Below are 23,897 nucleotides of genomic sequence, written 5' to 3'. Positions count from 1 at the left end.
CGGTATTTGGTCGTGCGCTCAACTTCCTCTTCGGCATGGCCGCATCTGACGCCCCTGGCGCCCGACAGTGAGGAGGTGATGACGACATGACGTCAAGTGACAGTCCGTATCCCAGTCCGTTTCGAAAACGTCTGTCCATAAACCCCTTTCCGCTGTCGAAGACTGCGTAGATCCCCCACCCCGCACGCCCGCGGTGGGCGGTGGCCGCATGCCTGTCGATGCGGAGGGCTCCGATTCAACAGGAGATGATCCGATGCAGCGCAACACCTTTCTTCGTCACGTTCACGGTTTGGTCAGGGCACCGTTCGCGTGGATCCACACGCGGATGTCGCTGACCCCGCAGGAGCGCCACAACCTGAGGATGAGCAACACGCCGGTAGCGGTCCTGACCGCGTCTCTGGGCGGAGGATCACACACCGCTCGATAGCAGTCAGTTCATCCCGCCGACGGGCCGATCACCGAGCGGTGCCGGGTACGGACGGCAAGCACAGCCGTGGCGATGACCACCTCGACCAGAGCCAGCAGCGTCGCGGCCGACATCATCGCCGACGTGTGGACGGGAACCGCCATGCCGTGATGATGGGCGGGCATCGGGGTGTGCAAGGCGATCATCGCCAGGCTCATCAACCCGATCGTGCACCAGCCCGCTGCCGTGCCCCGCCGCCAAAGATGACTCGCGCAATACAGGCAACCGACGATCATCACGCCCAGCACCGCACCGGCGAACAGATTGCCCGACTCGCCGAGCATGACCGCATGCAAAGCCGCCGAGCAGGCCGCCAGTGCGGCGCATGCCCGCCGTCCGAGGACGGCGGGCATGCGAACGGCGGACATGACCTAATCCTCGCAGCAATGGGACTTCGGCGCTGCCGGAACGTTCAGGGCCGGATTGCGGTCGAAGAAGCTGACCGGCTTGAGCTTGAACCCGGCGTAGTCCACCGGCATCACCGGCCAGTCCTCGGGCCGCGGAAAGTGCGTCAGCCCGAAGGTGTGCCACAGCACGATGTCCTCGTTCTCGATGTTGCGATCGCCGGCGACGAACGCCGGCAGCCCATCGCCTCCGGGATGCTGGTTGACCAGATGACCGGCCGGGTACCGCTGGCCGGCATCGTATTTGGTCACCCAGAGATGCTTGGTGGTGAACGCGGCCCGAGCGGCTACCGAGCTCGACGGATCCGCCAGCAGAGTGGGCTGCCCCTCGGGGTACAGCGCATACGACACGTTCTGACCCAACCGGTTCTGCTTGTTCGGGTTGACGATGTGCCAGACGCGAGCCTTGAGATTGTCGGCGGTGCGCATCGCGCCCAACTCGTGGGTCAGCTTCGTCTTCTGCTGGGTGAACCCGTTGCCCCACGGGTTGTCGGGGCCCATCGGCGCGGCGACGGCGTCGACCTCCTCGACGGTGTTGCCATGCCCGTCGACGGCCATGTCCAACCGCGCCGAGAACAGGTGCTGGTGATACGGCGCCCCCAGCCCCGGCGCCAGCTCAGACGCGAACTGGTCCGGTGCCCGGTATCCCGACGCGAACACCACACCTGTGGCCTTGACCTCCATCTCGATGGTGCCGTCGAGGTACAGGTACCAGTAGAACCCATAGTCGTAGTTGCCGATGGTCAAGAAGAACGAGATCACCAGGCGCCGCGACCGGCGCACCTCGGACATGCCGTTGAACATGTCGACGTGCTTCCACAGCACGCCGTAGTCCTCCTCGTGCAAGCAGATGGCGTTCTTGATCACCCGCGGCTCGCAGTGCTCGTCGGCGATGGTGGCGTCGAAGTACTTGATCTCGCCGAGGCAATCACAGCCCAGCTCAAGGGAATTCGTGTACCGGGCGAACATGTACTCACCCTGGTCGAAATAGTTGATCCAGTACCGCGACGGCGACGGGTGGGCGTACGGCACCACCATCTCGGCGATGGACGCGCGGTAGATCACCGGGCGCTCGGCACCGCCGTCCTTGAGCGACAGCTGATGCAGCGTCAGACCCTCGCGGACATCGAAGCCGAACCGGAACGACCAATCCGCCCAGGTGATCTTGTTGCCTTCGACCGTGAAGCTGGGACCCTCGGGCTGGGTGATCTCGATCGGCTTGAGGTCGGTACGCGTCGGGGTCGCGTGTGGTTCGGCGTCCCACTCGGCCCGCTCGCTCGGGAAGGGCAGTTCATCGTGATCGATGACCGACATGACCTGCTTGGCCGTGAGGTCGATATGGGCGACAACGCCGTCGATGGGATGTCCCCACGGCAGATCGGCCTCGTCGAACTGATAGAAACCCAGCACGCGTGCGACACGTTTACCCACCTCGTCCTCGTGGCCGAATGCTCCGGCCGACAACGGAAGTGCGCGGACCTTGACCGGGTCCAAACCGCGCTTACGCATCGCGGCCAGCCATTCGTCGCACTCCAGCAGGATCGCCTCGACATCGCCGAATTCCTCGTCGAGCACCGGAACCTGGCCGTCGGTCACCGGATCGACGTCGTGGCGGTACACGATCTGCCCATCGGTGATCGACACGACCAGGTCGGTGCCCTGACCGCTGTCGCGGTCCAGCATGATCACCCGGGCGCGCCGCTCGATCGGATCGCCTGGCGTGAACGACAACACGACGTTCTTGTGCGGCTCCTCCAGGGCCGCGTAGACGAATCGGCCGCTCTCGCCCAACAGTCCGTTTTCTTCGATGATGCGGCGCACGGCGCGGATCTCGCCGGCGCTCAGTGGGGTGAGCGGATGGTCCGGCGCTGCGGTGTCGATACCGGCGCCCACCTTCTCGAACGTTGCGGTCATCGTGCAATCTCCTTTGTGATATCGGGGTTTTCGTCTTGGTGTCCGGCTTGCGGGCGGCTGATCGCGACCGCGATACCGCCGAGGAACGCGCCGGCCAGCAGCACGCCGATGATGGCGGCCAGGGTGGCGGAGCCACCGACCAGCAAGGGCAGATTCACCGCGGTCATCACCGACAGCACCGCCAGCCCGGCGAACCCGAGCAGCGGCGCGATCAGGGTGTTCCACGGCCGGGTGTCGACACGGGTGCGGCGGAAGTAGACGATGACGGCCGCCGACGTCAGCGTCATCAGCACCACGATGCCCACCGAGGCAGCTCCGACGAACCAGGTGAACACCTGGGTCACCGGATCCAGCCCGGCCATTACCGACGCGGCCACCAGGACGAGCGCCGTGACGGTCTGCACGACCGAGGCGACGTGCGGGGAATCGTGGCGCAGGTGTGAACGGCCGCACCGCTCGGGCAGCGCCCGGGTGTTGCCCAGCGAGAAGATGTAGCGGGCCAGCACGTTGTGAAACGACAGCAGCGCGGCGAAAAGGCTGGTGATCAAAAAGATCTGGACCAGGTCGCCGGCCACCGAGCCCAGGTAGTGGATCGCGGTATCGGTGAGCATGTTGGCCGGGTTGTCGGTGGCCTGGGCGACAGCACCCGCATCACCCCAGGCCGACACCATGGCCCAGCTGGACAGCGCGTAGAAGCCGCCGATCAGCAGCAAGGCCACGTAGGTGGCCCGCGGGATGGTGCGCGCCGGGTCACGCGCCTCGTCACGGAATACCGCGGTGGCCTCGAAGCCGATGTAGCCGGCCAGCGCGAAGATCAGGGCGATTCCGGGGGCACCCGAGAAGAAGTTGCCGGGATGCAGCACCGCGGTGGACAGTCCCTCGGCGCCGCCGCGGCCGATCACCGCGAGGTTGATCACCAGCACGATGCCGACCTCGCAGACCAGCAGGACGCCGAGCACCTTGCCGGACAGTTCGATGTGGCGGTAACCGAGTGTCGCGACGGTCGCCATCATCGCCAGCGCGTACACGTACCAGGGCACCGCCGGACCGCCGTGGCTGGTGACGAGTTCGCCCAGTGCGGCACCGATGTAGCCGTACACACCACCCTGTACTGCGGTGTAGGACAGCAGGGCCAGGAATGCCGCGCCCAGGCCCGCATGCCTGCCGAAGCCGTGCGCGATGTAGGTGTAGAAAGCGCCCGCACCGCGGATGTAGCGGGTCATCGCGGTGAACCCGACCGCGAACAGCAGCAGCACCCCCGTGCATACCCCGTACGACGCCGGGAAGGCCGCTCCGTTGCCGGCCGCGATCCCGATCGGGAAGGTGCCGGCCACGACGGTCAGCGGGGCGGCGGCGGCGACCACCATGAACACGATCGCGGTGGGGCCGAGCTTGCCCGCCAGCCGGTGGGTACGGCCACCGGTGTCCGCTCCCGGATCGAGCACTGCGTCAGTTGTCATCGCATTTCTTTCGGTGGTATTCGAGGGGACGAATTTTCATATGAGAATGGTCGTACTGCCGAATTCTCATTTGGCGCGGAAATCACAGCGCAATATTGACGGCTTTGGTCTGGGTGTATTCCGCGATCGCGCCCTCACCGAGCTCGCGACCCCAGCCGGATTGTTTGTAGCCACCGAACGGAAGGGCGGTATCGAACGCGTTGTGGCAGTTCACCCACACCGTGCCCGCCTTGATCTCAGCGGCAACCCGGTGCGCCGTCGACACGTCGCGGGTCCACACACTGGCCGCCAGCCCATACGGCGTGTCGTTCGCGGCTTGCCGCACCCCGCGTTCGCGGTTGAACGGAACCGCCACGGCGACCGGCCCGAAGATCTCTTCCCGGTACACGTCGAAGTCGGGCCGCACGTCGACCAGCAGGGTGGGCTCGACATAGAAGCCGGTATCACCGTGCCGGCCGCCACCGGTCAGCGCCCGGGCCCCCTGCTCGATCCCGCCGTCCAGATAACCCGTGACCTTGGTGAGCTGCTCACGTGAGACCAGCGGCCCGATGTCGTTGGCGGGGTCCAGGCCGGGACCGATCCGGAACCCGGCGGCGTGCGCGGCGACGCCCGCTGTGAACTCGTCGAAGATGGTGTCCTCGACCAGCAGGCGGGTGCCGGCCGTGCAGGTTTGACCGTGGTTGAACAAGAAACCGCCGGCTACTCCGGGAATCGCCGCCTCAAGATCGGCATCGGCGAAGACCACCTGAGGGCTCTTTCCGCCGAGCTCGAGCGACACCTTCTTGAGGTTGCCCGACGCCGCGTTGACGATCTTGCGGCCGACCTCGGTGGAACCGGTGAAGGCCACCTTGTCGACATCAGCGTGCGCGGACAGCGCGGCCCCCACGTCCCCGAAACCCGTCAACACGTTGACCACACCCGGCGGGATGCCGGCTTCGGCGATCACCTCGGCAAGGAGCAGCGCGGTCAGCGGCGTCTGCTCGGCCGGCTTGAGGATGACGGTGTTACCGCAGGCCAACGCGGGCGCGACCTTGAAAGCGGCCATCACCAGCGGAAAGTTCCACGGCGTGATCTGAGCGCACACCCCGACCGGCTCGCGCAGCGTGAAGGCATGGAATCTGGCCCCCGAAGCCCATGGCACCGACACCGGAATGGTGCGCCCCTCGATCTTGGTGGCCCAACCGGCGTAGTAGTAGAAGATCTCGGCGGCCCAGGTGACGTCGACGGCCTTGGCGACCGCCACGGACTTGCCGTTGTCGATGCTCTCCAACTGGGCGAACTGGTCGGCACGGGCCGAGATACCCTCGGCGACGCGCCACAGCATCCGCTGGCGCTCGGCCGGGGTCATCGCCGGCCATGGCCCGGTCTCGAAGGCCCGCCGAGCCGCTGCGACCGCCCGCTCGACATCGTCGGGGCCGCTGTGCGGCACCGTGGTGATCACCTGTTCGGTGGCCGGATCGAGGGTGTCGAACCGCCGCCCGGACAACGCGTCGACCCAGTGTCCGTCGATGAACATCTGGCGCGGCGCGGAGATGAAATCGACGGTGCGCGGGTCCAGTTCTGAGCTGAGCACGGATGTCATGGAAGTCATACTTACGCTGTGATGTGGTGCGCGTCACCACTTATTCGGAATGGGTATTTCGCCGTTTTTCATTCTCATTTGACTTCGTCCGGCAATTCTCATTCGAGCCGTTCGGAAAGCACAGCTGACTTGCTTCAGACGGGCCGGTAGCGGTGTCGCCAACTCCACGGATTCTCATTTGAAGTTTTTCTTGCATTTGCGCTGTCGGAGCACCGCTCGATGGGCTACCTTGCGACGGGTGAGACGGCAACCGGCGCCCCGAGAAGGGATGAAGAGCCGCTCGCCGGTCTCCGGCCTCCGGCGCGCGCAACTGTCATTCACGCAGGTGCTGGGCCAGTCCGTGTCGGCGGTGGCACCGTCGGCCGTCATGGTGACGTTGCCGGCGCTGGTCATGCCGGCCGCCGGTGGGGCGACACTGCCGGTTTTCGTAGTGACAGCGCTGCTGATGACCGCGGTCGGCTACTGCGCGACGCAGTTCTCGACCCGGATGGTCGCGGTCAGCGGCCTGTACAGCTACACGGTGAAGGGCCTCGGACCGCTTCCCGGCATCGCCGCCGGTTGGTCGGTGGTGATCGGATACGCGGGCGCGGCGATGGCCAGCACGCTCGGGGCCGCAAGCTATCTCACCGTCCTGTTGAGCCGGATCGGTGTGCCCGACACCGAGGTGACCGTGGCGGTATTGGCCGTCGTCGTCGGTGTGGTCGCACTGACTCTGATGGTGCGGGGCATCCGACTCTCCGCGCTGACCTCGCTGAGCGTCGAGGTCTTCGCCATCGCCGCTGCCGCAGCGGTGCTCGTGGTCGCTTTCAGCGGGTTGGTCGCCGGGGGCCATGACCCGCCGAAAGCGCCTGTCGGTGAACCGCATCCGGCGCTGGGCTTCGCCCTGCTGCTGGCCATCACGTCGTATGTCGGATTCGAGAGCGCGAGCACGGTGGCTCGGGAAGCCCAGCGCCCCTTCGTCACCGTTACGCGGGCCATCCGCTGGACTCCCCTCGCCCTCGGGGTGCTCTACACGTTCGCCGCCGCCATGCAGTCCACCGGAAGCATCCGCGCCGGAATCGGTTCGGTGCCCATCGTGCTGAGGCTGCCGGAATCGGCGGGCACCGCGTCGACCGCTCTGTCCATCGTGATGGAAATGGGTATCACCGCATCGTGGTTCGCCTGCGTGATCGGCTCGACGACCGCTTTGTCGCGCACGTTGTTCGCGATGGGCCGCGAAGGCGTCGTCTCCGAGCGGTTCGGGCGGGCCCACCCGGTATACCGAACACCGCACGTCGCGCTGTGCCTTGCGATGCCGGTCATCGTCGCGGTTCCGGTGGGCTATCTGTTCATCACCGGCTCCAGCCGAGAGGTGCTCGTCGGCCTGCTGGCCGTGTCGGCGCACGGCTACATCGGGGCATATCTGTTGGTATGTCTGGCCGCCCCGGCCTTCCTGCGGCGGATCGGCGAACTCACCCGGACACCACTTGTCCTGGGCCTGTCCACCGCCGCGATGATGGTCGCGATCATCGGCTGGGCCGCGCTGACCGTCGAATCACCGGTGTGGATAGCCACCGCCGTCTACGCTGGGCTGCTGGCAACGGGTTTCGCGGTTTTCACCATCAGGCGCCGCACCCTGCCGGACCTCACCGAACGCGTCGGCGTCTTCGACGAAACCGTTTCCGGCGACGTGTTCGCCGACTACAACCCGTGGGAGGTGCGCCGATGAGCCCGGCGGACGGCGCACTGTCGGGCCGGCAGCCCAAGGCCGTCCAGAGTGCGCTACAAGTGCTCGAGGCAGTCGCACTGGCCGGGGCCGGCGTGACCGCCAAAGAGATCGCCGCACGGCTGAACATGCCGTCAGCCACCACCTATCGGTTGTTGAATCTCCTTGTCGCCGACGGCTATATCGTGCGCCTTCCCGACCTGTCCGGGTTTTCGCTCGGACCGCGGATGGGCGTCCTGATCGACGCCGCGGTCTCACCGACCGTGTGCTCGGCCGCCCGGGACACGCTCGCCGACCTGCGCCTGTCCGTGCGATTCGGGGTACACCTGTTCTATTTCACCAACACCTCCGTGCGCATCGCCGATGCCGACACCGAATATCCGCCGCCGGCCGATGAATCGGTACTCAACCATCATCTGTACGCCTGCGCGGTGGGCAAGCTGCTGCTGGCCGAGAAGCGCGATGCCGATGCTCTGCTGACCTACCCGCTGAGCGCACTGACGGACCGCACCGTGACATCCAGGTCGGCGCTGACAGCCCAGCTGGAGTCCGTCCGCAGTGGCGACGCCGCCACCCAGAGCGGTGAATTGCGTGAGGAATCGGCGTGTGTCGCGGTGCCGGTCCGTTCAGCTGCCGGGGCGCTGGTGGCCGCGGTCGCGATGTCCGGACGAGCCGACCAGGAACAGCTGCTGGAACGCCAGATCCCGGTATTGCGGGAGTGTGCGACGCAATTGGGCCCACTGTTGGCGTGAGAGCGGGCCGAACGTCGGCTTGTGTGCGTAAATTCGCCCTTGGGTTCAAGGCGTCTATGCAACAGCGGTTGGATTGAGTGGGTTGCAGAGTAGTGCGTCGAGGGTTTCGGCGGGCGTTTTCCAGCCGAGGGTCTTGCGGGGTCGGGTGTTGAGTTTGGCGGCGACGTAGTCGAGGTAGTCGGCCGGGAAGATCGAGAGATCAGCGCCTTTAGCAAAGTACTGGCGCAGTAGTCCGTTGGTGTTCTCGTTGGTGCCGCGCTGCCATGGAGAGTGCGGGTCGCAGAAGTAAATGTCGAGGTCGGCGGACTGGGATGCGATCGGCGCCGCGGCCAAGAAGGCGGTGGCCGACGGCGCCTCCGGCGTGGTCATCACCCACGGCACCGACACCATGGAAGACACGGCGATGTGGCTGGACGTCACCTACAACGGGCCGGCACCGATCGTGCTGACCGGGGCGCAGCGCAGCTCCGACGCCCCGGATGCCGACGGGCCCACCAATCTGCGCAACGCGCTGACCGTGGCGTCCAGCCCCGCCGCCCGCGACCAAGGGGTGCTGATCGCATTCGCCGGAGATGTCTTTCAGGCGTTGGGAACCCACAAGGTGAACACCCAGGATCTCAAAGCGTTCGGCGGCACGGAACCGATCGGGTCGGTCGCCGAGGACACCTTCACGTTGGACCACCCCGCGCAACGGCCCTTCGTCGCCGACATCCCCGCGGCCAGTGCACCGAGGGTCAGTGTCGTCGCGGCCTACCCGGGCGATGGCCCAGGCCCCATCGATGCGGCCGTGGCCGCGGGTGCCCGCGGAATCATCTTGGAGGGCTTGGGATCCGGAAACGCCGGTGAGGGCGTAGTGGACGCGGTACGCCGGCACGCACCGGCCGGGGTGGCCTTCGGGATCTCCAGCAGAGTCCCCACCGGGGAGGTGATCGCCGAGTACGGTCCCGGCGACGACATGGTCAAGGCCGGCGCGGTGATGGTTCCCCACCTTCGGCCGAGCCAGGCGCGGGTGCTGATGATGGCCGCGCTGGCCACCGCAAAGCCGGTGGGCGACGTGATCAAACGCTGGGGCTAAGCGTCGCTGAGGCCGAGCAGCTTGACGCTCGCCTCGCGCATCTCGACCTTGCGGATCTTTCCGGTGACCGTCATCGGAAACTCGTCCACCACAACCACGTAGCGCGGAATCTTGTAGTGCGCCAGCTTGCCGGCGGCGAAGGCCCGCAACGCCTCGGCGTCCAGCGGCGTACGGCCTGGCTTCATGCGGACCCAGGCGCAGACCTCCTCGCCGTACTTGGCATCCGGCACACCGATCACCTGGGCGTCGTCGATGTCGGGATGGGTGTAGAGGAACTCCTCGATCTCCCGGGGATAGACGTTCTCCCCGCCGCGGATCACCATGTCCTTGATCCGACCGACCACCGTGCAGTAGCCGTCCTCGCGCATCACCGCCAGATCGCCGGTATGCATCCAACCGTCGGGGTCGATGGCCTCGGCGGTTTTGCCCGGCTCGTTCCAATAGCCCAGCATCACCGAGTAACCGCGGGTACAGAATTCACCGGGCTGCCCGCGCTCCACCGTCTCGCCGGTGCCCGGATCGACGATCTTGACCTCAAGGTGCGGATGGGCCCGCCCGATGGTCGCGGTACGACGTTCCAGGTCGTCGTCGACCAGCGTCTGACACGACACCGGCGACGTTTCGGTCATGCCGTAGCAGATGGCCACTTCGGCCATGTGCATGTCGGCCACCACCCGTTTCATCACCTCGACCGGACAGACCGAGCCCGCCATGATGCCGGTTCGCAGTGAGGACAAATCGAATTGGGCGAAATCGGGATGCCCCAACATGGCGATGAACATCGTCGGCACCCCGTACAACGCGGTGCACCGCTCGGATTCGACGGCGGCCAACGTGATGCCGGGATCGAAGCCCGGTGCGGGAATCACGATCGTCGCACCGTGGGTCAGCGCACCGAGGTTGCCCATAACCATGCCGAAGCAGTGGTAGAACGGCACCGGGATGCACACCCGGTCACCGCGGTCGAAATTGATCAGGCCGCCGACGAAGAACCCGTTGTTGAGGATGTTGCGATGGCTGAGCGTCGCCCCCTTGGGGAAACCGGTTGTCCCCGAGGTGTATTGGATGTTGATCGGGTCAGTGTTGGACAGTTCGCCGATCCGGGCCCGCAACGCGGCGTCGTCGGCTTGCTCGGTGCGCAACCGGTCCCAGTCCAGGGTGCCGAGAAAGATGACGTCTTTGAGCGCCGGGCAATCCGCCTGCACCTCGGCCACCATCGTCACGTAATCGGAGGACTTGAACGCGGTGGCCGACACCAAGGTCCGGATGCCGGATTGTTTGAGTACGTAGGCCAGTTCGTGGGTGCGGTACGCGGGGTTGATGTTGACCAGGATCGCGCCGATCTTGGCCGTCGCGAGCTGAAGCACGACCCATTCGGCGCAGTTCGGCGCCCAGATGCCGACACGATCGCCCTTCTGCACACCCGAAGCCATCAGACCCCGTGCCACCGCGTCGACTTCGTCGTTGAGCTCGGCGTAGGTCCAGCGCCGCCCCGTCGCCACCTCCACCAGCGCGTCCGCATCGGGCCCGGTCGCCACCATCCGCTCGAAGTTCACCCCGATGGTCTCTTCGAGCACCGGCAGCTCGGTCGGTCCGGCATCGTAGGATTTCATCCCAGTAGGTCCTCATATCGGAATTCGGTCGAAATCGGTTCGCCCGCTTGATGAGCCGCATCTTCACGCTTACGCAGCTCGACGCGGCGGATCTTGCCCGAGATCGTCTTGGGCAGGTCGAAGAACTCGACCCGGCGCACCTTGAGATACGGGGCGAGATGATCCCGGGCATAGGCCATGACGTCTTTCGCTGTGGCCGCATTGGCTTCCCAGCCGTCGGCCAGCGCGACGTACGCCTTGGGCACCGACAGCCGAGTGTCGTCGGGTTGCGGCACCACTGCCGCCTCGACCACGGCCGGATGCTCGATCAGCACGCTTTCCAACTCGAACGGCGACACCTTGTAGTCACTGGACTTGAACACGTCGTCGGTGCGGCCGATGTAGGTGATGTAGCCGTCGGCGTCACGACTGGCGACGTCGCCGGTGTGGTAGTAACCGCCGGCCATCACAGCTTCATTGCGTTGCGGGTCATCGAGATAGCCCGTCATCAGGTTGCGCGGCTGCTGTGCCAGGTCCAGGCAGATCTCCCCCTCGTCGGCCAGGTCGCCGGAGATCGGATCTACCAGCACCACCGGCACTCCCGGCATGGGCCGGCCCATCGACCCCGGCTTCACCGGCTGTCCCGGGGTGTTGCCCACCTGCAACGTCGTCTCGGTCTGGCCGAACCCGTCCCGAATCGTCAGGCCCCAGGCCTTTTCGACCTGGGCGATCACATCGGGGTTCAATGGCTCACCGGCACCGAGGATCTCCCGCAATCCCTCGGGACGCTCCCCCAGATCCGCCTGGATCAACATGCGCCATACCGTGGGCGGAGCACAGAACGTGTTGACGCGGGCGCGGCGCAGTTGACCCAACAGTGCTGACGCATCGAAGCGCGTGTAGTTGTAGACGAAGATCGTCGCCTCGGCGATCCACGGCGCGAAGAAGCAACTCCAGGCGTGCTTGGCCCAGCCGGGCGAGCTGATCGCCAGGTGCACGTCGCCGGGCCGCACCCCGATCCAGGCCATCGTCGTCAGGTGCCCGACGGGGTAGCTCACCTGGGAATGCTCGACCAGCTTGGGCTTGCTGGTGGTGCCCGAGGTGAAGTAGATGAGCATCGGGTCATCGACTGTGGTGCACGCCTCGAATCGACGCGCCGGCACGTCCTGCGCGTCGGCGTAGCTGTGCCACCCGGCAGGCGCCGTACCGACCGCAATCCTCACGTAGTCCCCGGCCACGTCGGCGAACTTGACCGTGTCGGCGGTGTTGACGATGACGAAGCGGGCCCCACCGCGCACGATGCGGTCGGCCAGATCGGCCGGCCCCAGCGCCCCGGTGGTCGGCATGATGACCGCGCCCAGCTTGGCGATGGCCAGCATGGCCTCCCACAACTCGACCTGATTGCCGAGCATCAACAGGACCCGGTCCCCCTTGGTCACCCCGAGCCCCTGCAGCCACGTCGCGACCCGGTCGGACCGCTGCGCCATCTCGGCAAAAGTCACCTGCTGCTCGGAACCGTCCTCCTCGACGATCCACAGCGCCGTGCGGTCGTTGCTCCTGGCGAAGGTGTCGAACCAGTCCACCGCCCAGTTGAAGGTGCCGCTGATCTGCGGCCAGGCGAAGTCCTCGACGGCCTTCTCGTAGTCCGCGATGCCGGCAACCAGCTGGTCACGGGCCCTGCGGTAGCGGTCTGTGTTGCTCGCGGCGGAATCCATGCCAGTTATGCTCTACGTCACACTGGCCCGCCCGCTACCCCCGAAAGTGTGTACCGACGATGCGCCCCTGGTTGCTCCGACCGCGTGACACCGACGCGGTGCGCGCCGAGCTGCGCCGGATGGCCACTGACACCGGCCTTCCGCTGGCCTTCGGCGGGGAGGTCCACGAGGACACCCTGCTGTTGAGCGAGTTCTTCGGCACCCGGACCGGCGCCATGCGCGGGCTGGCGGTGCTGCCTCGCGCCGGGCTGGGCGGAGCCAGCGTGGCGTCGCGGCGCCCCATCTCGGTCCCCGACTATCGGCGCGCGTCGACCATCACCCACGACTACGACGAGCCGGTGCTGTCCGAGGGCATCCGATCCATCCTGGCGGTGCCGGTAGTCGTCGACGGCCAGGCGCGGGCCGTGCTGTACGGCGCACACCGCACCAGTGCCCCGATCGGCGGACGGACCGCGGCCGCGATGGTGGCCTCGGCGCAACGGTTGAGCGAGGAGCTGCGGGTACGCGATGAGGTGGACCGGCGTCTGCGCATGCGCGAGGCCGCACTGACCAACTTCGCCGATCAGCCCGCGGATGCCGAACAGATCCGGGAAGTGCACGCCGACCTGCGCCGGCTGGCCGCCGACACCCCAGACCTGGCCGGGCCGTTGCGCGAGCTCGCCGACCGCTTGGCGGTAGCGCTGCGTGGCGACCCGCCGGCCAGCGCTCCGCTGACCGCCCGCGAGGTCGACGTACTCGCGCAGGTCGCCCTGGGCTGCACCAATGCCGAAGCTGCCCAGCGGCTTTCCCTCAAGCCTGAAACCGTGAAGAGCTATCTGCGCAGCGCGGCGGCCAAACTCGGAGCCCGCAATCGGCACGAGGCGGTGTCCAAGGCCCGCCGGCTGCGTCAGATCCCCTGACCGAACACATGCGCTGAAGATCGCGCCACTTCGCGCTGGCAGGATGGCCTGCATGACCTCCAGTGACCAATCGATCAATCCATTCCGCATCGCCATCCCCGACGCCGACCTCGACGACCTCAAGGCCCGGCTGAATCGAACTCGATGGCCTGAGGCGGAATGTGTCGAGGACTGGAACCAGGGCATCCCGCTGGACTACACCAAGGAGCTGGCCGCCTACTGGGCCAACGATTACGACTGGCGCGCCCGGGAGGCCGCGCTCAACCGCTTCGACCACTTCACCACCGAGATCGACGGCCTGGACATCCATTTCATCCACCAGCGGTCCGGACGCGAGGACGCTTTCCCGCTGGTCATCACCCACGGCTGGCCGGGATCCATCGTCGAATTCCACAAGGTGATCGAGCCGCTGACCGAGGCGGGATTCGACGTGGTGTGCCCGTCGCTGCCCGGGTACGGGTTCTCCGGCAAGCCCACTGCGACCGGCTGGGGCATCGAGAAGATCGCGCAGGCCTGGGACACCCTGATGACGCGGCTGGGCTACCAACGCTACGGCGCGCAGGGCGGCGACTGGGGTGCCGCGGTGACGACACAGATCGGCCGCAACGTCGGATCGTGCGTGGGCATCCACGTCAACATGCCGATCGCAGCGCCGCCGGCCGACGGCATCGGCGAGATGACCGAGGACCTGCAGAAGGCGCTGGCCCGCATCGACTACTACCGCAAATGGGACTCGGGCTACATGAAGCAGCAGTCCACCCGTCCGCAGACGCTCGGCTACGGCCTGGTGGACTCCCCCGTCGGGCAGCTGGCCTGGATCGTGGAGAAGTTCTGGTCCTGGATGGACTGCGACGGAAATCCCGAGAACGTGGTGTCCAAGGACGAGATGCTCGACAACGTGATGCTGTACTGGCTCACCGCCTCGGCGGCCTCGTCGGCCCGGCTGTACTGGGAGAGCCACAGCACCTGGGGCGGCGGCGAATACGTCAGCCTGCCGACCGGGATCGCGTCGTTTCCCCTGGAGATCCTGCGGGCTCCGCGCAGCTGGTGCGAGACGGGCTACAACGTCACGCACTTCACCACGATGCCGCGCGGCGGGCACTTCGCGGCCTTCGAGCAGCCCGAGTTGTTCGTCGAGGATGTGTCGACCTTCTTCGACACCGTGCGCTGAGACTAGCGTCTTCGGTATGGATCCTCTGGTGCGTGCGCGCGCTGTCCAGGCCGTCATCTGGGGTATGCCCGCCGTCAACTTCGAACTGCTGCGTGAGGCGGCGGCCGGTGTCGGCGCGGGCGACAACCAGGTGGTGTTCTGGTCCCGGCTGCCGGACTGGAAGAACCAGACCCTGACGCCCAACCCGGACACCCTCTACTTCTTCCCGTTCTACAACACCCAGGCCGGGCCGGTGGTGCTGGAAATACCTCCGGCCGAGGGTGGTTCGATCACCGGATCGGTGGACAACGGCTGGCAGGAAGCACTCGAAGACGTCGGGCCCGCCGGTGTGGACAAGGGCAAGGGCGGCAAGTACCTGATCCTGCCTCCGGGGTACGACGGCGCCGTCCCCGACGGCCATATCCCGCTGCAATCGGCCACCTACACCGGCTTCGGGGCGTTGCGCGCCAACATCGCATCCAGTGACGACGCCGACGTCGCCGCGGCAGCCGCCTACGGCAATCGGATCAAGTGTCATCCGCTGTCCGAGCCGGAATCCACCAGCTTCATCGACGCCGCAGATGCGGTGTACGACAGCACGATTCCCTACGGGTTCCGCTACTTCGAGCTGCTCGACCAGTTCGTGCAACGTGAGCCGTGGCTGCAACGGGACCGGGTGATGATCTCGATGCTCGCTTCGATCGGCATCGAGCAGGGCAAGCTGTTCGAACCCGACGACGAGTTGAAGGCGGTGCTCGAGGCGGCCGCCGCCGAGGCACACGACTGGCTCGACGCCAACTATCCGCGGTTCTTCACCTCGCCGTATTTCGAGGGGACCCACTGGGCCCTGCCCGCTTCACCCGAGGTGATCCAGGGCATGCAGACCGGATTCGCCGACCCGGCCGGCTACCCCGTCGACGACCGCGGAATCCTCTACTCCTTCATCTACTTCAGCGCCAAACACATTGGGCAGGGGCAGTTCTACGTGATGGCCATCGCCGATGCCGATGGGCAGGCGTTCGACGGAGCGGCCACCTATCGGCTGCGGGTGCCCGCCGACCCACCGGTCTCGCTCTACTGGTCGGCCACCGTCTACGACCGCGCCACCCACGCCCTGATCCGGGATCAACCGTACGGCAGCCGGTCATCGCACCGGCCTGACCTCGCCGTCAACCCGGACGGATCCATCGACATATTTCTCGGCGCCGAAGCCCCGAAAGGCCGGGAATCCAACTGGATTCCGACAAACCCGGGCGGCCGATTCGAGGTGCTGTTCCGGCTGTACGGGCCGAAACCGGCCCTGTTCGACAAAACTTGGACACTGCCCGACATCGAAAAGCTCTAGCCGGCTCACACCGCACACAGAGGGTGTCAGGCCAGGGAATCGACCCAGGCCCGGTGCAGCGCGGCGTAGGCGCCGTCAGCGCGGCCGATCAACTCCGCCGGTGCCCCGTCCTCGACGATGCGGCCGTGCTCGAGCACCAGCACCCGGTCGGCGATCTGCACAGTGGACAACCGATGGGCGATCACCAGGGCGGTGCGGTCGGCCAGCACGGTTTCCAACGCGCGCTGCACCATTCGTTCGCTCGGGATGTCGAGCGAGGACGTCGCCTCGTCGAGGATCAGCACCGCCGGATCCGCCAGGAACGCCCGGGCGAACGCCACCAGTTGACGCTGCCCCGCCGAGAGCCGGCCACCGCGCTTGGCCACATCGGTGTCGTATCCCTCGGGCAGCGTCTCGATGAACCGGTCGGCTCCGACCGCAGCAGCCGCCGCCCGCACCTGGGCATCGGTGGCCTCGGGCCGCCCGAACCGGATGTTGTCGGCGACCGTGCCGGAGAACATGAAGTTCTCCTGGGTGACCATCACGACGTGGCGGCGCAGCTCTGACTGCGCCAGCTCACGCAGGTCGACGCCATCGAGCGTCACCGAACCGGCGGTCGGGTCGTAGAACCGGGCGATCAGCTTGGCGATGGTGGTTTTGCCGGCACCTGTGGTGCCCACCAGCGCCACGGTCTGACCGGCGGGCACCGAGAGCTCCAACCCGGGCAGCACCGGGCGGCCCGGCGTGTACTCGAACCGGACGCCGTGAAACCCGATGTCGCCCTTGGGGTCCGGCAGCTCCACCGGCCGCTCCGGATCCGCGATGGCCGGCTGCTGCGCCAGCACCCCGGCCAACTTTTCCAGGGCCGAGGACGCCGACTGGAAAGTGTTGAAAAACTGCGAGATCTCCTGCATCGGCTCGAAGAACATCCGCAGGTACAGCAGGAACGCAGCCAGCGTGCCGATGGTCATCTCACCGTGCAGCACCCGGTAACCGCCGTAGAGCAACACCACCCCGGTGGTCAAGTTGCCGACCAGCTTGACCCCGGGCATGAAGACAGCCAGCAGTTTGAAGGTCTTCTCGTTGATGGCCCGGTACCCGTCGGCGACGTCGTCGAAGATCTCCTGATTGCGCGGCTCACGCCGGTAGGCCTGCACGGCCTTGATGCCGGTCATGGTCTCGACGAACTGCACGATCACCAACGCAGCGCTCTCGCGCACCAGGCGGTAGGTCTTGGCCGACTCGTTGCGGAACCACCACACCAGGGCCACCAGGATCGGGAACGCGGCCAGGCACATCAGGCCCAGCCGCCAGTCGAGCGCCACCAACAGGACCGCTGTGCCGAACAGCGTCAGCACCGCGGTGATCAGGCTGTCGAATCCGGTTTCCAGCATGTCCTGGATGGCCTCGACGTCATTGGTGGACCGGCTCACCACCCGCCCCGACGTGTAGCGGTCATGGAAAGCCACATCGAGCTTGCCGAAATGGCGGAACACGCGACGCCGCAACTCCAGCAACACCCGCTGGCCGATGCGTCCCGAGCGGCGCAGGAAGAACATCCGGCTGACCGCTTGCACGATCACCACCGCGCACAGCGTGCCGACGATCAGCATCAGTTCGCGGGCCGGGCCGCCCTGAAGAATCGGCGGGATGCCGCGGTCGATACCGCGCTGCACCAGGATCGGAACCGACAGCCGGGCAGCGTTTTCCACGATGACCACCAGCGCCAGTACCGCGACCGTCCAACGGTACGGGCGCAGCAACGAGAACAGCAGCTCACGGGCCTCACGGCGGCGGGGCACGCTCTCATCGATCGGCAGGGCGGAATTGCCGAGCGCACTGTCGGACTCGTCATCCACCACCTGGCCGCGCCATTCGGTCGTCGTCATCGACGCTGCACCTCCGCACCGAAGCGCGGCGGCTCGCCCGCCTCGTCGATGGCCGCACGTTCATCATGCCCGCGCTGCAACCGGCCCAATTCCTCGTCGTCCTCCCACTCGCAACTGCGCTCACACGCGTCGTCGAGTTGGTCGTCGGCGGCCAGCAGGTAGCGGTATTGCGGTACCTGCGCCAGCAGTTGGGCGTGTGTTCCGATGTGGGTGATGGTGCCGTTCTGCAAAAGCGCCACCTTGTCGGCCAGCAGCACCGTCGAGGCGCGGTGCGCGACGATGACGCCCGTGACCCCGCGCAGCACCCGGCCCAGCGCCTCGGTCACCACCGCCTCGGTGTGCACGTCCAGCGCTGACAACGTGTCGTCGAGCACCAGGATCTTGGGTGCGGCCAGGATCGCCCGAGCCAGCGAAAGACGTTGGCGCTGCCCACCGGACAAGCTCATACCTTGCTCGCCGATGCGGGTGTCCAGACCGAACGGCAGCTCGTAGACGAACTGCGCGGCCGCGATCTCGACGGCCTGCTCCAACTGCTCGTCGGTCGCGTCCGCCCGACCGAGCCGCAGATTCTCGGCCACCGACATCGAGAACAACGTCGGATCCTCGAATGCGGTGGCCACCGTCTGCCGCAGCGCCGGCAGGCTGAGCTCCCGGATGTCGCGACGGTCGATCAGGATCTGACCTTCGGTGACGTCGTAGAGCCGCGAGAACAGCGCGGCGAGAACCGATTCGCCCGACCCCGTGGCCCCGACCAGCGCCAGCGTCTGCCCGGGCTCGACCACCGCATCGACATGTCGCAAAGCCCAGTCATCCCCGTCGGGAAACTTGAAACCCACATCGCGCAGCTCCAGCCGGCCACCCCGCGGCGGTCGGGACACCGGGCCGTCGGCGATCTCAACCGGGGCGTCGAAGATCTCGGCGATGCGGTTGGCGGCGGTGAACGACTCCTGCGTCATCGAAAGCAGGAACCCGAGCGAGGCGATGGGCCACACCAACGACAGCATCATCGTGATGAAGGCGACCAGCGTGCCCATAGTGACGTAGCCGTGGCCCGCCGCATACGCACCGAAACCCAGCACCACGATCAGCGTGAGATTCGGGATCACCTCCAGCAGCGTCCAGAACTTCGCCGAGACGCTCACCCTGGCGAACTGGGTGTCGTACAGCTGGGTGGCCTGCTCGTCGAACCGGTCGAAGACGTAATCCTCCCGGCCGAATGCCTTGACCACCCGAAGCCCGAGCGCGGCCTCCTCGACATGGGTTGCCACGTGGCCCGTCTGGTCCTGCGCCAGCCGCGACAACCGGGTGTACTCGCGCTCGAAATGCAACACGGTGGCGGCGATGGGCACGATCGACACCAGCACCACCACACCCAGCGGCCAGTACATGGCCAGCAGGATCGACGTCACCACGATGATCTGCAGTGCGTTGAGGATCAGGAACACCAGCCCGAAGGACAGGAACCGGCGGATGGTCGACAGATCGTTCATCACCCGCGACAGCAGCTGCCCGGACTGCCAGCGGCCGTGGAAGCTCATCGGCAGAATCTGCAGCCGGGCGTAGAGATCCTTACGGATGTCGGCCTCAACCCCCATGGTGGCGCGGGCGACCATCCAGCGCCGGATGAACCACAGCACCGCCTCGGAGATGCCGACCGCCACCGCGGCCGAACCCAGCACCCACAGCCCGTGCTGATCCTGATGGCGCACCGGACCGTCGATCACGGCCTTCGTCATCAGTGGGATCGCCACCGTCGCGGCCAGGCTGACCACCGCGACCACGACCATCACGATCCAGCGGGCCCGGTACGGCAACAGGTAGGGCAACAGCCGCCGCAGATCTGAACTGGTCCGGATCCGCTTCGGAGACGGGGCGATCGCGGGGTGACTCACTGGATCAATCTTCCCATCAGGGGCAAGCGATTAACCTCACGCGGCGGGGACCTCCTCGGAGAACTGCGTGTCGTACAGCTCGGCGTAGCGACCGCCGCGGGCGAGCAGCTCGCGATGGGTGCCGCGTTCGACGATGCGACCACCCTCGACGACCAGGATGAGATCGGCGGCCCGGACCGTCGATAACCGGTGCGCGATGACGAGCGACGTCCGGCCGCCCAGCGCCTCGGCGAGGGCCTGCTGCACGGCGGCCTCCGAGGCCGAGTCCAGCGACGCAGTCGCCTCATCGAGCACCACCACCCGTGATCGTCCCAACAGCAGGCGCGCGATGGTCAACCGCTGCCGCTGCCCTCCGGACAGACGGTATCCGCGCTCACCGACAACCGTGTCCAAGCCGTCGGGCATCGCCGCCACCACCTCATCGAGCCGGGCCCGGCGCAGCGCCTCCCAGAGTTGGTCCTCGGAAGCGTCCGGCGCCGCCAGGAGCAGGTTGGCCCGGATCGACTCGTGGAACAGATGCCCGTCCTGGGTCACCATGCCGACGGTGTCTTTGAGCGACGCGAACGTCACGTCCCGCACATCGGCGCCGTTGAGCTTGATCGAACCGGAGTCGACGTCATAGAGCCGGGCCACCAGCGAGGCGATGGTCGACTTGCCGGCCCCCGACGATCCGACCAGGGCCACCATCTGACCGGGCTCGGCCGTGAACGAAATGCCGTGCAGCACCTCGTCGCCACCGCGGTCGTCCAGCGTCGCGACCTCTTCCAGCGACGCCAGCGACACCTTGTCCGCCGACGGGTAGGAGAACCTCACCCTGTCGAACTCGACCCGGACGGCGCCGGCCGGTACCTCGGCAGCGTCAGGCTCTTCGGCGATCAGCGGCACCAGGTCCAGCACCTCGAAGACCCGCTCGAACGACACCAGCGCGCTGGCGATCTCGACCCGCGCGTTGGCCAGCGCGGTGAGCGGCGCATACAGCCGGGTCAGCAGCAGCGCGAGCGATACCACCGCGCCGGCCTGCAACTGCCCGCCGATCGCCAGCACCCCGCCCAGCCCGTAGACCAATGCCAGGGCCAGCGCCGACATCAGCGTCAGCGAGTTCATGAACGTCGACTGCAACATGGCCGTACGCACCCCGATGTCACGCACTCGGTCGGCACGCACCGCGAACTCACGCGACTCGTTGTCCGGGCTGCCGAACAGCTTGACCAGGGTGGCGCCCGGGGCCGAGAACCGTTCGGTCATCTGAGTGTTCATCGTGGCGTTGTGGGCGGCCGCCTCACGGGACAGCCCGGCCATCCGGGCACCGATGCGCCGGGCCGGCAGCACGAACAACGGCAGTAGCGCCAGCGACAACAGCGTGATCTGCCAGGAGATGCTGAGCATCACCACCAGCGTCAGCGTCAGGGTCACGACGTTGGCGACGATGCCCGAGAGCGTGTCGGAGAACGCTCGCTGGGCTCCGATCACGTCGTTGCCCAACCGGCTGACCAGGGCACCGGTCCTGGTGCGCGTGAAGAACGCCACCGGCATGCGCTGCACGTGGTCGAACACCGCGGTGCGCAGATCCAGGATCAGGCCTTCGCCGATGTTCGACGACAACCACCTGGTCAAAAGGGCCACCCCGGCCTCGGCGAGCGCCACCGCCGCGATCACCGCGGCCAGGACCACGACCGTCGACGCCGGCCCGCCCTGGGTGATCGCGTCGACCACCCGGCCGGCCAGCACCGGCGTCGTCACCGTCAGGAGCGCACTGACCACGCTGATCGCGACGAACCAGCCCAGCCTGCGGTGGTGGCGGGCGGAGAACCGCCAGATCCGCGACAACAGCTTCCGATCGGCCAGCGCGCGCAGGTCACCCTCCCGAGCGTGGGCCTGCCGATACAGCGACTGCCTGGCCACCGTTTCCATACTCATGCGCATCACCGTAAAACCTGAACAATTATTGAGGTCAAAGACTTCCCTGGGTGCCTACGCGATTCGCCGCCCGTCATCGGGCAAGATGGCGGGCATGGATAGCGCTACCGGTGGCATGGCCTCGCCCCGGGTCCTCGTCGTAGACGACGACCCCGACGTGCTCGCCTCGCTGGAACGCGGGCTGCGGCTGTCCGGGTTCACCGTCTCGACGGCCGTGGACGGAGCCGAGGCGCTGCGCAGCGCCACCGAGACCCGCCCGGACGCGATCGTGCTCGACATCAACATGCCCGTCCTCGACGGCGTGAGCGTGGTGACCGCGCTGCGCGCGATGGACAACGACGTGCCGGTCTGCGTGCTCTCGGCCCGCAGCAGCGTCGACGACCGCGTGGCCGGCCTGGAAGCCGGCGCCGACGACTACCTGGTCAAACCGTTCGTGCTGCAAGAACTGGTGGCCCGGGTCAAGGCCCTGCTGCGCCGCCGCGGCGCGTCGGCCACCTTCTCCTCGGAGACCATCCAGGTCGGACCGCTCGAAGTCGACATCCCGGGCCGCCGCGCCCGCGTCAACGGTGTGGACGTGGACCTGACCAAGCGCGAGTTCGACCTGCTGGCCGTGCTGGCCGAGCACAAGACCGCCGTGCTGTCCCGCGCGCAGTTGCTGGAACTGGTCTGGGGCTACGACTTCGCCGCCGACACCAACGTGGTCGACGTGTTCATCGGCTACCTGCGCCGCAAACTCGAAGCCGGCGGCGCGCCGCGACTGCTGCACACGGTCCGCGGGGTCGGATTCGTTCTCAGGACGCAATAGCGACATGCGACCGCTGACCCGGATCTTCCGCCGCACACCGTCGCTGCGGACCCGGGTCGCGTTCGCCACCGCCATCGGTGCGGCAATCGTCGTCGTCATCGTCGGCACCATCGTCTGGGTCGGCATCACCAACGACCGCAAGGAACGGCTGGACCGCCGCCTCGACGAGGCCGCCGGATTCGCGATTCCATTCCTGCCCCGCGGCCTGGGCGAAATCCCCCGCTCCCCCAGCGATCAGGACGCGGTGATCACGGTCCGGCAGGCCGGGGACGTCTCGTCGAACTCGAACGTGGTGCTGCCCGAACTGCCCGACGGCTACGCCGACACCTACATCGACGGCGTGCGCTGGCGGGTGCGCACCGTGCAGATCCCCGCGCCCGGACCGATGTGGGTGGCCGTCGGCGCCACCTACGACGCCACCATCGCCGACACCAACAACCTGCATCGCCGGGTGATCATCATCTGCGTCTTCGCCGTCGGGGCGGCCACCGTACTGGGCTGGGTGCTGGCCGCATTCGCGGTCCGCCCGCTCAAACGACTGGCCGAGCAGACCCGCGAGATCGAGGCCGGCGACGAGGCTCCCGACGTCGAAGTACGCGGCGCCAGCGAGGCCGTCGAGATCGCCGACGCCGTCAACGGCATGCTGCAACGCATCTGGAAGGAGCAGGACCGCACCAAGGCCGCGCTGGCCTCGGCCCGCGACTTCGCGTCGGTGTCCGCCCACGAGCTACGGACGCCGCTGACCGCGATGCGCACCAACCTGGAAGTACTGTCCACCCTCGACCTGCCCGACGATCAACGTAAGGAAGTCGTCAGCGACGTCATCCGCACCCAGTCGCGGATCGAGGCCACCCTCGGCGCACTGGAACGCCTCGCCCAGGGCGAGCTGTCCACCACCGACGACCACGTCACCGTCGACATCACCGAGCTGCTCGACCGCGCCGCCCACGACGCCATGCGGGTCTACCCCGACCTCGAGGTTTCGCTGGCACCGTCGCCGACCGTGATCATCATCGGGCTGCCGACCGGCCTGCGACTGGCCGTCGACAACGCCATCGCCAACGCCGTCAAGCACGGCGGCGCCACACGAGTGCAGTTGTCGGCGGTGAGCTCCCGCGAGGGCGTGGAGATCGCCGTCGACGACGACGGGGTGGGAGTGCCCGAGGAAGAACGCGAAATGGTGTTCGACCGATTCTCCCGTGGATCGACGGCATCGCGGCTGGGGTCCGGGCTCGGTTTGGCGTTGGTGGCCCAGCAGGCCGAATTGCACGGCGGCACAGCATCGCTGGAATCGAGCCCACTGGGCGGGGCGCGCCTGTTGCTACGGCTGCCCGGCCCGCACTAGTTGTTTCGCGA

At 67.0% G+C, this 23,897-nt stretch carries 16 protein-coding genes and 2 pseudogenes; 8 read left to right on the top strand and 10 right to left on the bottom strand.

Annotated features, from left to right (window positions below; genetic code table 11):
• Positions 1 to 435 precede the first annotated feature (435 nt).
• The 4 genes from K6L26_RS07060 to K6L26_RS07045 form a co-directional block, all read right to left on the bottom strand.
• Positions 436 to 834: a hypothetical protein gene (locus K6L26_RS07060; protein WP_064896908.1), complete on the bottom strand. Its 399-nt coding sequence runs from the start codon at positions 832 to 834 to the stop codon at positions 436 to 438.
• Between the two features lie 3 nt (positions 835 to 837).
• Positions 838 to 2,784, bottom strand: a complete 1,947-nt coding sequence (locus K6L26_RS07055) for a primary-amine oxidase (protein ID WP_064896910.1) — start codon at positions 2,782 to 2,784, stop codon at positions 838 to 840.
• Positions 2,781 to 4,244 carry an APC family permease gene (locus K6L26_RS07050; protein WP_064896912.1) on the bottom strand — a complete coding sequence of 488 codons (1,464 nt, stop codon included), beginning with the start codon at positions 4,242 to 4,244 and terminating at the stop codon, positions 2,781 to 2,783. Before K6L26_RS07050 ends, K6L26_RS07055 begins: the two co-directional genes overlap by 4 nt.
• An 82-nt stretch (positions 4,245 to 4,326) precedes the next feature.
• On the bottom strand, positions 4,327 to 5,826 hold the full coding sequence (locus K6L26_RS07045; protein WP_064896976.1) for an aldehyde dehydrogenase family protein: 1,500 nt from the start codon (positions 5,824 to 5,826) through the stop codon (positions 4,327 to 4,329).
• A gap of 268 nt (positions 5,827 to 6,094) precedes the next feature.
• Here K6L26_RS07045 and K6L26_RS07040 point away from each other — a divergent pair, with 268 nt between their 5' ends.
• Positions 6,095 to 7,534, top strand: a complete 1,440-nt coding sequence (locus tag K6L26_RS07040; protein WP_064896914.1) for an APC family permease — start codon at positions 6,095 to 6,097, stop codon at positions 7,532 to 7,534.
• Positions 7,531 to 8,283 (top strand): IclR family transcriptional regulator, encoded by a 753-nt coding sequence (locus K6L26_RS07035; protein ID WP_064896916.1) that lies wholly within the window; start codon positions 7,531 to 7,533, stop codon positions 8,281 to 8,283. The genes K6L26_RS07040 and K6L26_RS07035 overlap by 4 nt, the downstream gene beginning before the upstream one ends.
• 54 nt (positions 8,284 to 8,337) lie before the next feature.
• Here K6L26_RS07035 and K6L26_RS07030 read toward each other — a convergent pair.
• Positions 8,338 to 8,586, bottom strand: a pseudogene (locus tag K6L26_RS07030) (IS30 family transposase); the annotation flags it as partial.
• A gap of 1 nt (position 8,587) precedes the next feature.
• On the opposite strand from K6L26_RS07030, the pseudogene K6L26_RS07025 reads away from it, so the two are divergent.
• Positions 8,588 to 9,358, top strand: a pseudogene (locus tag K6L26_RS07025) (asparaginase); the annotation flags it as partial.
• Here the strand turns inward: K6L26_RS07025 and K6L26_RS07020 are convergent.
• Together K6L26_RS07020 and K6L26_RS07015 are read right to left on the bottom strand one after the other, a co-directional pair.
• Complete coding sequence (locus K6L26_RS07020) at positions 9,355 to 10,971, bottom strand: AMP-binding protein (protein ID WP_064896918.1); 1,617 nt, start codon at positions 10,969 to 10,971, stop codon at positions 9,355 to 9,357. The pseudogene K6L26_RS07025 and the gene K6L26_RS07020 overlap by 4 nt on opposite strands.
• Positions 10,968 to 12,665 carry an AMP-binding protein gene (locus K6L26_RS07015; RefSeq protein ID WP_064896920.1) on the bottom strand — a complete coding sequence of 566 codons (1,698 nt, stop codon included), beginning with the start codon at positions 12,663 to 12,665 and terminating at the stop codon, positions 10,968 to 10,970. The genes K6L26_RS07020 and K6L26_RS07015 overlap by 4 nt, the downstream gene beginning before the upstream one ends.
• A 59-nt stretch (positions 12,666 to 12,724) precedes the next feature.
• Between K6L26_RS07015 and K6L26_RS07010 the strand changes: the two genes are divergently transcribed.
• Genes K6L26_RS07010 through K6L26_RS07000 form a run of 3 tightly spaced genes read left to right on the top strand, consistent with a single transcriptional unit; the run spans position 12,725 to position 16,059 of the window.
• Positions 12,725 to 13,564, top strand: a complete 840-nt coding sequence (locus K6L26_RS07010; RefSeq protein WP_064896922.1) for a LuxR C-terminal-related transcriptional regulator — start codon at positions 12,725 to 12,727, stop codon at positions 13,562 to 13,564.
• Positions 13,565 to 13,616: 52 nt separating this feature from the next.
• Positions 13,617 to 14,735 (top strand): epoxide hydrolase family protein, encoded by a 1,119-nt coding sequence (locus K6L26_RS07005; RefSeq protein ID WP_064896978.1) that lies wholly within the window; start codon positions 13,617 to 13,619, stop codon positions 14,733 to 14,735.
• A 16-nt stretch (positions 14,736 to 14,751) separates the two neighbouring features.
• Positions 14,752 to 16,059: a DUF1254 domain-containing protein gene (locus tag K6L26_RS07000; protein WP_064896924.1), complete on the top strand. Its 1,308-nt coding sequence runs from the start codon at positions 14,752 to 14,754 to the stop codon at positions 16,057 to 16,059.
• A gap of 26 nt (positions 16,060 to 16,085) precedes the next feature.
• Here K6L26_RS07000 and K6L26_RS06995 read toward each other — a convergent pair whose 3' ends face one another.
• Genes K6L26_RS06995 through K6L26_RS06985 form a run of 3 tightly spaced genes read right to left on the bottom strand, consistent with a single transcriptional unit; the run spans position 16,086 to position 21,736 of the window.
• Entirely contained in the window at positions 16,086 to 17,927 is a 1,842-nt protein-coding gene (locus tag K6L26_RS06995) for an ABC transporter ATP-binding protein (protein ID WP_064896926.1), read from the bottom strand.
• A complete protein-coding gene (locus K6L26_RS06990) occupies positions 17,924 to 19,819 on the bottom strand; it encodes an ABC transporter ATP-binding protein (protein ID WP_221852865.1) in 1,896 nt (631 codons plus the stop codon). The genes K6L26_RS06995 and K6L26_RS06990 overlap by 4 nt, the downstream gene beginning before the upstream one ends.
• 36 nt (positions 19,820 to 19,855) lie before the next feature.
• Positions 19,856 to 21,736: an ABC transporter ATP-binding protein gene (locus K6L26_RS06985; protein ID WP_036392119.1), complete on the bottom strand. Its 1,881-nt coding sequence runs from the start codon at positions 21,734 to 21,736 to the stop codon at positions 19,856 to 19,858.
• An 85-nt stretch (positions 21,737 to 21,821) separates the two neighbouring features.
• On the opposite strand from K6L26_RS06985, the gene prrA reads away from it, so the two are divergent.
• Complete coding sequence (gene prrA / locus K6L26_RS06980) at positions 21,822 to 22,541, top strand: two-component system response regulator PrrA (protein WP_076112068.1); 720 nt, start codon at positions 21,822 to 21,824, stop codon at positions 22,539 to 22,541.
• Positions 22,542 to 22,545: 4 nt separating this feature from the next.
• Positions 22,546 to 23,886, top strand: a complete 1,341-nt coding sequence (locus K6L26_RS06975) for a sensor histidine kinase (protein WP_019344026.1) — start codon at positions 22,546 to 22,548, stop codon at positions 23,884 to 23,886.
• Positions 23,887 to 23,897: the final 11 nt, after the last annotated feature.

The sequence above is a fragment of the Mycobacterium farcinogenes genome (genome assembly GCF_019739075.1).
Lineage (GTDB): Bacteria > Actinomycetota > Actinomycetes > Mycobacteriales > Mycobacteriaceae > Mycobacterium > Mycobacterium senegalense.
The sequence above is the reverse complement of the archived record's forward strand: the minus strand, read 5'-3'. Positions and strand labels throughout refer to the sequence as shown.